General features: G+C 72.4%; 5 protein-coding genes. 1 reads left to right on the forward strand and 4 read right to left on the reverse strand.

From position 1 onward, the window contains the following. Position 1 precedes the first annotated feature (1 nt). The 3 genes from H180DRAFT_RS25640 to panD all read right to left on the reverse strand — a co-directional run bounded on the left by H180DRAFT_RS25640 (position 2) and on the right by panD (position 11,728). Positions 2-3,337: a non-ribosomal peptide synthetase gene (locus tag H180DRAFT_RS25640; RefSeq protein WP_055488527.1), complete on the reverse strand. Its 3,336-nt coding sequence runs from the start codon at positions 3,335-3,337 to the stop codon at positions 2-4. Then, the gene (locus tag H180DRAFT_RS25645) at positions 3,334-11,184 is read right to left on the reverse strand and encodes a hybrid non-ribosomal peptide synthetase/type I polyketide synthase (protein ID WP_055488528.1); all 7,851 of its coding nucleotides are present in this window, start codon (positions 11,182-11,184) and stop codon (positions 3,334-3,336) included. The genes H180DRAFT_RS25640 and H180DRAFT_RS25645 overlap by 4 nt, the downstream gene beginning before the upstream one ends. 127 nt (positions 11,185-11,311) lie before the next feature. Beyond that, positions 11,312-11,728: an aspartate 1-decarboxylase gene (gene panD / locus H180DRAFT_RS25650; RefSeq protein ID WP_055488529.1), complete on the reverse strand. Its 417-nt coding sequence runs from the start codon at positions 11,726-11,728 to the stop codon at positions 11,312-11,314. Positions 11,729-12,145: 417 nt separating this feature from the next. On the opposite strand from panD, the gene H180DRAFT_RS25655 reads away from it, so the two are divergent. Further along, positions 12,146-12,946 carry a tryptophan 2,3-dioxygenase gene (locus H180DRAFT_RS25655; RefSeq protein ID WP_055488530.1) on the forward strand — a complete coding sequence of 267 codons (801 nt, stop codon included), beginning with the start codon at positions 12,146-12,148 and terminating at the stop codon, positions 12,944-12,946. Between the two features lie 198 nt (positions 12,947-13,144). Here the strand turns inward: H180DRAFT_RS25655 and H180DRAFT_RS25660 are convergent, their stop codons facing one another. Continuing rightward, complete coding sequence (locus H180DRAFT_RS25660; RefSeq protein ID WP_175437828.1) at positions 13,145-13,771, reverse strand: class I SAM-dependent methyltransferase; 627 nt, start codon at positions 13,769-13,771, stop codon at positions 13,145-13,147. Positions 13,772-14,033 lie beyond the last annotated feature (262 nt).

Here is a 14,033-nt window from a genome sequence, read left to right on the forward strand (position 1 = left end):
GTCAGCTCTCCTTGCTGTTCCCGGAGTCGGCGGCACCGCCGGTGCTGCCGGTGTCTCCGCCGGTGCTGCCGCCGCTCCTGCGCCGCGGACGTGACGTGCGGTCGGCCGCCACCAGCTCCGGTCCCCCGGAGCCGGCCGGTGCGCCCCCGGACGGTTCCGCCGTCTCCTTCAGCTCTTTCGCGAAGGCGGCCAGCACCGGCCGTTCGAAGAGGGTCCGCACTCGTACGTCCCTGTGCAGGGCGGCCTTGAGCCTGCCGGTCACGCGTGTGGCCAGCAGGGAGTGGCCGCCGAGTTCGAAGAAGTCGTCGTGGGCGCCGACCCGGTCGACGCCGAGCAGCTCCGCCCACACGTCGGCGATCCGCTGCTCCAGCTCGTCGCGGGGTGCCACGTACTCTCCCGCCGCTGCCGTGCGGCCGGTGCCGGGCGCGGGGAGGGCCCGCCTGTCGACCTTGCCGTTGGCCGTCAGCGGCAGCGCGTCGAGGAGCACGGCGGACGAGGGCACCATGTACCCGGGCACTTCCGCGCGGGCCAGCTCGATCAGTTCGGCGGCCAGCGCCTCGCGGGCTTCGTCCTCCTGGGCCTCCACCTCCGGTACGACGGCGTAGGCGACGAGCCGTACGTCCCCGTGCCGGTCCTCGCGCGGCACGACGAGGACGTCCGTCACCGCCTCGTGCGCCTTCAGCGCCTGGGCGATCTCACCCGGCTCGACGCGGAAGCCGCGCACCTTGACCTGGTCGTCGACCCTGCCCAGCACCTCCAGCTCGCCGTTGCCGAGCAGCCGGGCGAGGTCGCCGGACCGGTACATCCGCTCGCCGCCGCCCGCGAACGGGTCCGGCAGGAACCGCTCTTCGGTCAGTTCCGGCAGATTGCGGTAGCCGCGGGCGACGCCCGGTCCCGAGACGTACATCTCTCCCGGTACCCCCTGCGGCACCGGCCGCAGATGCGGATCGAGGAGGCGGATGCTCAGGTCGGGCAGCGGGCGCCCGATGTTGCTCCGCACGCCCGAGCCGGCCTCCTGCCGCGTCACGCGGTGGAACGTGGCGTGCACGGTGACCTCGGTGATGCCGTACAGGTTGACCAGCTGCGGCTCGTCGTCGCCGAAGTGGCCGAACCAGGGGGCCAGCGCCGGCACATCCAGGTACTCGCCCGCGAACAGCACGTACTTCAGGGGCGGTTGCTTCTCCTCGCTGTCGATCGCGTGCTGCATGTACGGGCGGAACGCCGACGGTGTCTGGCTGAAGACCGTCACTCCCTCCTCGGCGAGCAGGGCGTGCAGCGCGTCGGGGGCGCGCACCGTCTCGTGCGGAACGACGACGAGGCGTGCGCCTGCCGCGAAGGCGCCCCACATCTCGTAGACCGACACGTCGAAGGCGTAGGAGTGGCACAGGCTCCACACGTCCCCGGCGTCGAGGTCCATGAGCTGCTGCGCGCCGCGTACGAGGCGCACGACGTTGGAGTGCGGCAGCTCCACGCCCTTCGGGCGGCCCGTGGAGCCCGAGGTGTAGATGACGTACGCCAGGGCCGACGGGCCGGTGCCCGCGGGCGGCGCCGACGTCTCGCGGGCCCGGATGGCGTGCGCGTCCTCGTCCAGGTTCACGGTGCGGCCCTCGAAGCGGGGAGCGCGGTCGGCGGCGGCGCCGTGCGTGACGAGCAGCGAGGCACCCGCATCGGCGAGCACGTAGGCCATGCGCTCCTGCGGCTGGCCCAGGTCGAGCGGTACGTAGGCCGCTCCGCTCTTGAGCACCCCGAGAACGCCGACGACCATGTCGGCGGTGCGATCCAGGCACAGGCCGACCCGCTCCTCCGGCTTGGCGCCCAAGTCGCGCAGGTGATGGGCGAGTTGGTTCGCGCGCTCCTCCAGCTCCCGGTAGGTGAGGGTGTCGGTGCCGCTGACGAGGGCCACGGCGTCCGGTGTGCGGGCGGCCTGGCGGCTGAAGATGTCGTGGAGGCAGGACGCGGAGTCCTCCTCGACGGGCTGCGGCCGGTGGCCGCCGTCCAGCAGCCTGACGCGTTCCTCGGGGGTGTAGGGCTCGATCTCGCCGAGCGCCCCGCCCGGCGCCGCGGCCATGCCGCCCAGCAGGTGGTTGAAGTGGGTCAGCAGCGTCTCCGCCACGGGCCCGGGGAAGCGGCGCCGGTCGTGCACCAGCCGGGGCGGCAGTTCCTCCTGGGGGAAGACGACCATGGTCAGCGGGTAGTGGGGCCGGCCGTCGTAGGAGAAGCCGGTGATCTCCAGTCCGTGCAGGGCCATTTCGGGCGGCGGGGTGTTCTCGAAGGCGAGGTCGGTCTCGAACAGCGGCTGCCCGCCGGGCAGTCCGGCCCACCGGGGGAAGAGATGCAGCGGCACGTCGGCGTGTTCGCGTGCGGCCGTCATCGAGTCCTGGAGGCGGTGCAGCCACGGCAGCAGCGGCTCGGCGGGGTCGATGCGGGCCCGCACGGGCGTGGTCGTGATCATCGGGCCGACGATGGTCTCCGCGCCGGGCAGGCCGGTCGGCCGGTGCGTGGAGGTGGCGCCGCTGACGACGTCGTCGCGGCCGGTGTAGCGGCTCAGCAGCATCAGCCAGGCACCCTGGACGAGGGTGTTGAGCGTCAGCCGGTTGTCCCGGGCGAGGTCGTCGAGGTCCCGTACGAGTGAGCCCAGGGAGCGGTCGGGGACGAAGCCGTGCGTGGGGCCCTCGGGCTCGGGGTCCGGCGGGCCGATCTCCAGCGCGGGCGGCGGCACGTACCCGGCCAGTTCACGGCGCCAGAACTCCTCCGCCCCCGCCATGTCCTGCTGCTTCCACCACGCCACGTAGTCCCGGTAGGAGCGGGCGGGCGCCAGACCGGCGGGCTCCTTGCGGCAGCGGGCCGCGTACAGCGCGGCGAACTCCTGGAGTACGAGGCCGAACGACCAGCCGTCCATGACCAGATGGGGGAAGCTCCAGAAGAAGCGGTACAGGTCGTCCTCGAAGCGGATCAGGGCGAGCTTCATCAGCGGGGGCCTGCGCAGATCGAAACCGGCCCCCCGCTGCCGGGCGCGGAACGCCTCGTAGTGTTCCTCGCGTTCGGCGGGGGCCACCTCCCGCCAGTCGTGCTCCTCCACGGGTACGTCCACGCGGCGGTGCACGGCCTGCAGGGACTTGCCGACCTCCTCCCAGTGGAAGCCGGTGCGCAGGATCGGGTGGCGCGCGGCGACGTCCTGCCACGCCTGCCGGAAGGCCGCCCGCTCCATGCGCCCGCTGAGGGTGAAGGAGAGCTGTTCCAGGTACACGCCGGACTCGGGGGCGAACAGGCTGTGGAAGAGCATCCCTTCCTGTATGGGCGTCAACTCGTAGACGTCCTGGAGGTTTTCGGGCTTCACAGGGCCTCCTCGGCAGGTGCGGTCGGGCCGGGCTGGGACGGGGAGGTCCCGGAGGGTTCGCCGTTCCCGGCGAGCGCGCCGAGGAACGTGTCGAGGGTGTTCTGGTCCAGTCCGGCGAGGGGGAAGTCCCCGGGGCTGATCACTGCTCGCCCGGTGTCGCGGCAGTGCTCGGTGATCCGCCGGAAAGCGGCGGGCAGCGCGTCGAGGACGGCGGCCAGCCGTGCGCCGGACGGTTCGCCGGCGCGGCAGGTGAGCGTCGCCAGCAGCCTGTCCTGCGCCACGTGGGTGCTGAGGGTGACGGGGTGGCCCGCTCCGTCCAGCGCGGGTGGTCCCGCGGGCAGCAGATGGGCGCCGGCCGGGAGGTCCAGCTCGCCCAGGTGGCGGACCAGCACCTGCGCGGGTTGCGGCGAGGGGGGCGAGGGTTCGCCGTCGCCCAACGTCCCGGTGCGGCACTGCTCCTTGACGGAACGGAGCAGGGTACCGACGTCGTCGCTGCCGGCGGTGCCGGTCCCGGCGGCGGTACCGTCGCCGCCCGCACGGAACATCAGCGTCACATGGGAGTTGAAGCTTCCCGCCGTGAACTCCGCGCCCGCACCGGCCTCTTCGCTGCCGCGCAGTTCGTACTCCAGGTCGTAGCGCAGCAGGGGCGGGCCGCCGGCCGCGGAGACGGCCAGTGCGAAGGCCGCCGCGACCGTCTCGGAGGGCGTGAGCCGGTACGTGGCCGAGGTGCTCCTCAGCAGCTCCGCCGTCTCCTCCTCGGTGAGCTGTGCCTGGAGGGAGTGCCGGGTGTCGCCCTCGTCGAGTTCCACCACGGGAGGCGGGGCGGGCAGCGGGGATCCGTCCGGCCCCCCTGCGTCCTGCGTCCCGCCTGCATCCTCCGTCGTGTCTGCGCCGGGTGCGCCTGCCGCGTTCTCCTCCGCGCCCGCCAGCGCCGTCAACGCCCGTACCCGCAGCGGGTCCTGGACCGGCAGCGCCGGCTCCTTCCCGTTCGCGGCCGCCTCGACGGCGACGTGGAGGTCACCGAGGAGCGCCCGCCAGGAGCCGCCGTCGACGCAGAGTTCGTGGACGAGCCACACCATGCGCTGCTCGGACTCGCCGAGCCGGAAGAGTGCCGCCTTCGCCACGGGCCCGTACTGCGGGCACAGTTCGCCGCCCATCTCCTCGACCATGCTGGTGAAGGCACGCTCGCGGCGGCCCTCGGGCAGCGCGGTCAGATCGATGTCGGGCACCGCCGGCTCGTCGGCCTCCGCAGCCGTGCGCACGGCCCGCCAGCCGCCGTCCGCTTCGGCCAGCCGTGTGTGCAGTGCCGTGTGGCGTTGCGTCACGGCGGCGAGGGCCGATTCCAGCCAGGCGGACTCCACTTCGGGGCCGACCCGCAGCTCCGCGCGGTGCACTCCTGCGGGCAGCCCGGGGGCCGCCCACTCGACGAGCTGCCGCTGGCGCCGCGTCAGGGGCTCCGTGGAGGCCGCACCGGCGACGGTGGCGCCGCGCGACTCCAGTTCTGCGGCGAGTTCTTCGAGCGTCTCGTGCCGGAAGAGGTCGGCCGCGGTGAACTCCAGGCCCTCCGCGTTGGCGCGGGAGACGATCTGGATGCCCATGATCGAATTTCCGCCCACCGAGAAGAAGTTGTCGCGGGGCCCGATCCCGGACACCCCGACGACCTCCGCGACGATCTCCACCAGCCGCGCCGCGACAGGGCCCTGGGCGGCCACCGAGCCTCCCCCGGCGCGTGCGGGGTCGGGCAGGGCCCCGCGGTCCACCTTGCCGTTCGCGCTCAGCGGCAGCCGGTCCAGCACGAGGAAGACGGTCGGCACCATGTAGCTGGGCAGCACCTCTTCCGCCAGGGCCCGCACCTCGCCGAGGAACGCCTCGTCCCACTCGGGCGTGCGCGCCGGCTCCGCGGCGTCCGGCACCACGTACGCCACGAGCCGCCGGTTGTGCCGGTCCCCGGGGGCGGCCGCCACGGCGGCGCGAACACCGTCGTGGCGCGCCAACGCGGCCTCGATCTCGCCGAGTTCGATGCGGAAGCCGCCGATCTTGACCTGGAAGTCCTCGCGCCCCAGGAACTCCAGCGTCCCGTCCGGCAGCCGGCGCCCCAGGTCACCGGTGCGGTAGAGCCGTTCTCCCGTCTCCGGCCAGGTGACGAGCGACGCCCGCGTGCGCTCCTCGTCCCGCCAGTAGCCCTCCGCCAGTCCGGCGCCGCCGATGTACAGCTCGCCGGTGACCCAGACCGGGCAGGTCTCCATGCGGTCGTTGAGTACGTGGAAGGTCTGGTTGCGCAGCGGCGTGCCGTACGGGACGGAGTCGCGGGCGCCGTCGGCCTCCGGGTCGATCGGGTGCCAGATGGACCACACGGCGGCCTCGGTGGCGCCGCCCAGGCTGACCGGCTCCACCTGCGGAATCAACTCCCGTAGCTGCGCGGGGAGTTCCACGGGAATCCAGTCGCCCGACATCAGCGCGAGCCGGAGCGGGTTGCCGGGCCCGGCGTCCAGGCCGGCCCGGGCACCGCCGCCGTCACCGTCGCCGCCGGCGCCGTTCTGCCCGGCGAGGTGTTCGACGTACATGCGCAGCAGCGCGGGAACGCTGTTCCACAACGTGACCCCGTGCCGCCGCACCAGCTCGTCCCAGTGGCCCGGGTCGCGGCTCGTGCCCGGCAGGGGAAGGACGAGCCTGCCGCCCGCGCCCAGGACGCCGAAGACGTCGTACACGGACAGGTCGAAGCTGAGCGAGGAGAGGCCCAGCACGGCGTCGCCGGGCCCGACGCAGAAGCGCTCGTTGATGTCCGTCAGCGTGTTCAGCGCAGCCCGGTGGGAGAGCATGACGCCCTTGGGCTCGCCGGTGGAGCCCGAGGTGAAGATGGTGTAGGCCAGGTCGCCCGGCGACTGCACCGGCTCGGGCGGCGTGCCGTCGGCGCCCGGCCCGTCCGGGTCCGCGCCCAGGCCGACCTCGACCTCGCGGATGCCCTCGGCCCAGGTGTGCCCGGAGCCGCCCTCGGGCACGAGGACGAGCCGCACCTCGCCGCGTTCGCACAGATGGTCCTGGCGTTCGGCGGGCAGCGCGGGGTCGACCGGCAGATAGGCCGCGCCCGCGAGCTGCACGGCGAGCGCCGCGACGATCTGCTCGCAGCCCTTCTCCACGGCCACGGCGATCAGCCGCCCGGGACCGGCGCCCAGGCCGCGCAGCCGGTGCGCCAGCACGCAGGCGTGCGCCCGCAGCCGTCCGTACGTCAACTCCGCGCCGGAGGCGGAGACGACCGCGACACGGTCGGGGTGCTCCGCCGCCCTGGCCATCAAGGGCGCGTAGAGGAAGTCCTCGTGGAGCGGGCCCTCGGTGGCGTTGACGCCCTCGGTGATCTGGCGCTGCGCCGGGGGCGGCGGGCAGCGCACGGTGCTGTGCCACGTCTCGTCCGAGGCCGCCAGGTCCGTCACCAGCCGCTGGAAGGCGTCGAAGACCTCCTCGATCACGCCCTCGGGGAAGAGCTGCCGGACCCAGTGCCAACTCAGCTGCACGCCCTCGGCGTTCTCCATCACGGCGAAGTCGAGCCACACCTGCGGCGTCTGGGCGATCTCGTGCTCCATGCGGCCGAGCCAGCCGAACATGGAGGCGTCCTCGGCCTCGTTCTCCTGCACGAGGGTGCTGGTGAAGACGACGGGCATCACCGATCCGCTGGTGCCGCCGCGCATGCGGGCCATCTCGCGGAGGATGTCCACCCCGTTGAGATAGCGGTGTTCCAGGTCGGCCCAACTCTGCCGCTGCACGGCCGAGGCTAGTGAGCCGAAGCTCTCCGCCCGCGACAGGTCCACGGGCAGCAGGTCGAACGACGCGAACTCGCCGACGAGGTCGCGCACGTCCTCATGCACCTGCAGACGGTTGATGACGGTGACGTTCAGCGTGAACGACGCGGACCGCGACCAGGTGCCAAGCGCCGCCGCGTAGGCGGTGAGCAGCGCGGCGGACGGCGTGACGCCGGCCGCCGCCGCGCGCTCCTTGAAGGCGTTCCACTGCTCGGTCCCCAACTGGGCGTTCCGCGCGGTGAATTCGGGGTCCTTCAGGGAGCCGGGGCTGAGCGCCAGCGGAAGGTCCGGGCCGGGCGGCAGCTCGGTCACGCGTTCGCGCCAGTACGCCAGTGAGCGCTCGTAGAGCGCGGTGCCGCGCAGCTCCTCGGAAGCGAGCACGTAGTCGCGGTAGGAGATGCGCAGCGGCCGGATCTCGTCGTCGCGGCCCTGGTAGTACCTGCGCCAGTCCCGCACCAGCAGCCGGATGCTGCCGATGTCGGCGATCAGCAGGTCGAAGCTGAAGTGCAGCCGGGCGCGGCCCTGGGGAAGCAGCGTGATGCGCACGTCGAACAGGGGCCACTCGTCGGCCGGCCGCACCTCGCGGGAGTGCTTCTCGCGCAGCTCGGCGAGCCGCCGTTCGCCCTCCTCGGCGGAGGCGTCCCGCAGGTCGAGCAGTCCGAAGCGGTAGGGCCCGGTGTCGTCGAGTATGCGCTGGCGGCCGTCGTCACCGATCACGGCGCGCAGCATGTGGTGCCGCTCGACGACCCGCTGCCAGGCCTCCTCGAGCCGCGCGACGTCGACGTCGGCGCCGAGTTCGACCTCCCAGTAGACGTGTGCTGCGACGTTGCCGCCCTCGAAGCTGTCCTGGCGCCCGATCCACTGGGCCTGCTGCATCTCCGAGAGGGGGAACGGCTCGTGGAGGCGCTCCGGATCGGGCTGCGCCACGGGGAGTTCTCCGTCGCCGCGCTCCGGCCCGGTGCCGACGGCCCCGCCGCTCGTCGCGCCCGAGGTGCGGGGCTCCCCCGCGCCCACTCCGCTCTCTTCGAGGAGTGCCGCCAGCCCTGCCACGGTGGGCTCGGCCAGCAGGTCGCCGAGCTTCACGCCGGTGCCGAGGTCGGCCTTGACGCGTTCGACCATGCGCGCCGCCAGCAGCGAATGGCCGCCGAGTTCCATGTAGTTGTCGTGGACGCCGACGGGCGCGACGCCCAGCAGCTCCTGCCAGATCGTCACGAGCCTGCGGTCACGGTCGTCTCGCGGCTCGGCGTACTCCGTGGTCAGGGCCGGCCGGGGGTCGAAAGCGCCCAGGGGCGCGGGCTCGCCGCCACCGCCGCTCTCCTGCTCCTCATCGGCGGCCTGGAGCACATAGCCACCGGGCTTGGCGCCGTGGACGCCGGGAGCCGCATCGATCCAGTAGCGGCGCCGCTCGAACGGGTACGTCGGCAGGCCCGTGCGCCTGGCCCTGCCGCCCTGGACAAGGTTCCAGTCGATGTCGCCGCCCGCGGTCCACACCCGGCCGAGTCCCAGCATGAACTGCCGTACGTCGTCCCGCTCCTCGCCGGCCGACGGCAGCAGAGGAACGGTGACCGAGCCGCGGGCACGCACCGTCGAGCGGGCCAGGGTGCTGAGCGTGGCACCGGGCCCGGCCTCCAGCAGCACGCAGGGCCCGGACTCGGTGAGCTTGAGTACGCCGTCGCTGAAGCGGACCGGTTCGCGGATGTGGTGGACCCAGTGGTCGGGGTCGGTGGCCCGCTGAGGGGTGATCCAGTCGCCCGTGCGGTTCTCCACGTAGGGGACGGACGGTTCGTGGAAGTCGACGCACGACAGCTCGTCCGCGAAGCGGCTCATCATCGGCTCGACCATCGCCGAGTGGAAGGCGTGCGAGGTGTGCAACTCCCTTACAGGCGTGCCCTGTTCGTCGAGAAGGCGGGCGAAGGAGCGAAGCTGCTCCCCGGGCCCGGACACCGCGCACACGTCGGGTGCGTTGACCGCCGCCAGAGAGAGCCCTTCGGGCAGCCGCTCGAGGACCTCCTCTTCCGGCAGGGCGACGGAGAGCATGCCGCCGGGCGGCAGCTCCTGCATCAGCCGTCCTCGTACGGCCACCAGCCGCAGCGCGTCGGGCAGCGAGAAGACCCCCGCACGGCAGGCCGCGACGATCTCGCCGACGCTGTGCCCGATCATGGCGTCCGGGCGGACGCCGACGCTCTCCAGCAGCCCGGCGAGTGCGTAGCCGACGACGAACAGCGCGGGCTGGGCGAGGGACGTCTGGCGCAGCAGCCCGGCCGCGGCCCCCGGATCGGTGGTGGCGGCCGGGTGCATCACCTCGCGCAGATCGTGGCCGAGTTCGTCGAAGAGCAGGTCGGCGCAGGTGTCCACGCACTCGCTGAAAACGGGCTCCTGCTCGTACAGCAGCCGCGCCATGCCCGGGTACTGGCTTCCCTGGCCCGGGAACATCAGGGCAATGCGCGGCTCGGGGGACGCGGCTGACGTGGCGGTCGACGCGGAGTCCCTCGTCTCCAGGGCCTGCTGGGCCTCCGCGGCGCCCGCGGCCACGACGAGCCTGCGGTGCCCGTGGGCCGCCCGCCCCTGCTGGAGCGTGGTCGCGGTGTCCGAGAGGTCCTCGGTGCCGGCGAGGGCGGCGGCCAGGCCGTCGGTGGCCGCTTCGAGGGAGGCCGGGGTGCGCGCCGAGAGCGGCAGCAGGAACAGGTCCCGGGTGAAGGGCACCGACGTCGCGGGCTCGGGCCCCTCCTCCAGCACGACGTGGGCGTTGGTGCCGCCCATGCCGAAGGAGCTGACACCGATGCGCCGCGGCATCGCGTCGGGCCGCCAGTCCTCCAGCTCCGTGACGACCCTGAACCGCGTCTCGTCCAGGCGCAGTTCGGGATTGGGTTCGTCGAAGTTGAGGCTGGGGGCGAGCTGCCGGTGCCGCAGCTGGAGCACGGCTTTGACGAACCCGGTGATGCCGGCGGCCTCCGCCAGGTGCCCGACGTTGGACTTCACCGAACTGAGCGCGCAGGAAGCGGAGGCGGCCGTGCGGGTGCTGAACACCCGGCTGAGGGCGGTCACTTCGATCGGGTCGCCCAGCGGTGTCGCCGTGCCGTGCCCTTCGAGCGCGGTGACGGTGTCCGGTTCGACCTCGCCGACGCCGAGGGCGCCGGCGATGGCGCGGGCCTGGCCGTCGACCCCGGGGGCGGTGTAACCCACCTTGGCGGAGCCGTCGTTGGTGACCGCGGAGCCCTTGACCACGGCGTCGATCCGGTCGCCGTCGGCGACGGCGTCCACCAGCCGCTTGAGTACGACCGCACCCACGCCGCTGCCGAACATGGTGCCGCTGCACCGGGCGTCGAAGGAACGGGTGTGGCCGTCCGCGGAGAAGATCATCCCCTGGCGGTGCAGGTAGCCCCGCCCCTGGGGCAGCCGCAGCGAGGCCCCGCCCACGAGGGCGACGTCGCACTCGTGCCCGAGCAGTCCCTGCACGGCCATGTGCACGGCGACCAGCGACGACGAGCACGCCGTCTGCACGGACACGGCGGGCCCGTCGAGGCCGAGGCCGTAGCTGATCCTGGTGGCGAGATAGTCCTTGTCGTTCGTGGTGAGGAGTTCCGTCACGTCGGCGATGTCATCGAACCCCGGCCCGGCGGTGAGCAGATTGGAGATGAGGTACGTCGACAGGCTGCTCCCGGCGTACACGGCGATGGAGCCGGGGAAGAGCGCGGGCACGCACCCGGCGTCCTCCAGCGCGGCGTGTGCCGTCTCCAGCAGCAGCCGCTGCTGCGGGTCCACCATCGCGGCATCACGGGCGTTGTAACCGAAGAACGCGGCGTCGAAGAGTTCGGGACCGTCGAGCACGGAGCCCGCCTTCACGAACGCCGGGTCGCCGACCAGTTCCTCGGGGACCCCTTTCTCCCGCAGTTCGGCGTCGCCGAAGAAGGTGACCGACTCCGTCCCACTGCGCAGGTTCTGCCAGAAGCTCGCCACGTCGGCCGCGCCGGGGAACCGCCCGGCCATGCCGATGACTGCGACGTCCCCGTCCGCGGCGGGCTCCGAGGGGGTGCTGTTGTGGGATGTGGTCATGCCCGGGCTCCTCCTGATGTGTGCGGAACGACCACCGCTTCGGGCGCCGCGCTCCTTCGCGCGGCGTGCCGGAGGCCGCCCTCGGGCCGCGGTCCCGCGCCGGGGTGCGGCCTCGCCGTACGGGTGCTCAGACGGGTCGGACCGTGTCCTGGGCGGGCTCCGCCGGCTGGGAGTCGCCCGGATCGTGTCCCGTCCCGAGCGGGCGGTTGCGGTCGTCGACGAAGACCACCTGTGGCCGGTGCTTTTCCAGTTCGCTGTCCGTCAGCTGGGCGTAGCTGATGATGATGACCAGGTCGCCGGTGTGGACGAGCCTGGCGGCCGCTCCGTTGATTCCGATGACGCCGGAGCCCGGCTCGCCCTCGATGACGTAAGTCTCCAGCCGGGCGCCGTTGTTGATGTCCACGACGTGCACGAGCTCACCGGGCAGCAGGTCCGCTGCTCGCATCAGGTCGGCATCGACGGTCAGCGACCCCACGTAGTGCAGGTTCGCGTCCGTGACCGTGGCGCGGTGGATCTTCGAGTTGAGCATTGTCCTGATCGGCATGGTCGGCCCCAAGCGATGAGAAGGTCTGGCCACAGCGAGGATGCAGCGGCGGGCGGGATGCGTCGCACCTCGTTCAGAGAGGTCCTTCGTACTGCCGGGAGGGGCCCGGTCGGACAGCCCCGACTGCGGGCTGACGGAGTCGCCGGTGCGGCCCTCCGCCCGTACCCGCCCGCCCGGCCCGATCAGGCACCCCGACGGGGCTCCGTGCGGCACGCCGGGTGTCCGCGCCGGCAGGCGCCACCGCGGCCGAAGTGGCCTCCTGCCGGGGCGGCCGGCGTCCCGGCGGCTGCCGCACACGGGTGCGGTGGCAATACGGGTACGTAGGTCGGCCGCCCAGGAAGCGGTTTGTACGGCGTTCCGCCGACTTCCAGTCTGGAGCCCGTAGTCGAGGCGAAAATCGCGAGCTAAGGAGCGCCGATGAACGGCTTGAGCGCCGGTTCCGGGACCGCGGGCGTGAACGGCTGCCCTGTGGCGCACCAGCCCTCAGGTGCCGGCGACGCAGAACCCGGCTACGGCGACCTTCTCCGCCTTGACGAGCTGCTCGCTCTCCCTCCCGGACGCGGCAAGCTCCACGACGAGCATTTGTTCTACGTCGCGCACATGGTCTACGAGCTGTGGTTCAAGGTGATCCTCGACGAGCTGGAGTGCGCCCGCGACGGGATGTTCGGCGACGACGTGCCGCGTGTCCTCTACTGTCTGCGCCGGGTGGCGACCATCGAGCGGGTGATGGTCCAGCAGGTAGAGGTGCTGGAGACCATCAGCCCGGGGAGCTTCGCCAAGCTCAGGCCGTTCCTGTACGAGGCGAGCGGCATACAGTCCGTGCAGTTCCGGGAGATCGAGTTCCTCTCCGGGCTCAAGGACGAGCGTCATCTGGGGCGCGGCGATCTGCGCCCGGCGGACCGGGAGTCGCTGAGGCGGCGCCTGGCGGAACCTGCTCTGGGCGACGCCTTCCGTGCGCTGCGCCGAAGGCGGGGCGACCCGGATCTGCTGGAGCTGCTGCGCGAGGAGATCCCCGGCTCCGAACTGCTCTCCGTCGCCGAGGCGTTGACGGACCACGACGAGCAGTTCAGCGTGTGGCGTTCCCGGCACGTGCACATGGTGGAACGGATCATCGGTGCGAAGCCCGGCACGGGCGGATCGAGCGGCGTGCACTATCTGCGTTCGACCCTGGAGGAGCGCTTCTTCCCCGAGCTCTGGGAGCTGCGCACCCGCCTCTGACCCTGCCTACCGCGCCTCCGGCGGCACCGGACCACCGGCCGCGTGTGCCCTCCGGCGGCGCCCCGGCCGGGGGCCCGGGCGCTCCTCCCGTTTCCGGAGCGCGCCGGGGGCCCGGCGTTCCTCCCGTTCCGGATTGCCGGCCCGTCTGCGCAGCAGGCGCGTCACGCCTCCGGTCGGTTTCGGGCCGTCGAGGTCACGTCACTTGCGGACCATGAGGAAGCACGCCATCTTCGAGTCGAGCGGCGGCTCCGGGAGACGCTCGATGGTGAAGTCGTCGCCGAACAGCTCGTGTTCCTCACCGGGACGTATCCCGCTGAGGAACCGGGAGACGCCCTGGAAGGCGAACCTGGGCACTTCCTTGTCGTCGCTCTCGGTGTAGAAGCACCACAGCACGACCAACGACCCGGGATGTGAGAACCGCTTGAAGTTGGCGGCCATGTCCAGCCGGTCCTGCCCGGTCAGATCGTCGAGGGTGCCGAAGTCGAGCAGCAGATCGTAGGTGCCCTCGACGCCCGGTATGGACGGCCGGGTGAGGTTCCCCTTGACGAAGCGGACGCGGTCGGTGACTCCCGCTGCGGCGGCGGCCCTGCGAGCCTTGCGCAGGGCGACGGGGGTGAAGTCCACGCCCGTCACGTCCTCGAAGCCCTGCTCGGCGAGGTACACGGAGCAAGTGCCGCCGCCGCAGCCCAGATCCAGTACGCGCTTCTGCTCGGTGGGCGAGATCCGGTTCTCCTTCACCAGCTCCACCAGGTTCTCCCGTACGCCTCCTTCCCAGGGTGCCCCGACCCGGTACAGCACGTCGTACATCCAGCGTTTGACAGTCACGGAGTTCTCCCTCTGGTGACGTTCGGGCGCACAGCGCTGTTCGCAGGCGCATGGTCGCCAGGGCGCGACGAACCGGACAACCGCCATGAGCGCGCAAGAAAGACCAAGGTCACAGGTGGCCGTTCACCCCCCTCGGCCGGGCAGTGCCCACACGGGTATGTGAATCCCGGGCATCGCGGCGGCCCGGTCCCGCCGGCTCGCCGCCCGCGTCCGCACCGCAGTGCAGCGGCACGCCGGACCCGCCCCACGGCCGTGCGGACGG

Source organism: Streptomyces sp. WMMB 322 (assembly GCF_900090145.1).
Lineage (GTDB): Bacteria > Actinomycetota > Actinomycetes > Streptomycetales > Streptomycetaceae > Streptomyces.

Coding starts and splice junctions, on each gene's coding strand:
- H180DRAFT_RS25645 (WP_055488528.1), bottom strand. CDS start 11,184: ATGACCACATCCCACAACAGCACCCCCTCGGAGCCCGCCGCGGACGGG.
- panD (WP_055488529.1), bottom strand. CDS start 11,728: ATGCCGATCAGGACAATGCTCAACTCGAAGATCCACCGCGCCACGGTC.
- H180DRAFT_RS25655 (WP_055488530.1), top strand. CDS start 12,146: ATGAACGGCTTGAGCGCCGGTTCCGGGACCGCGGGCGTGAACGGCTGC.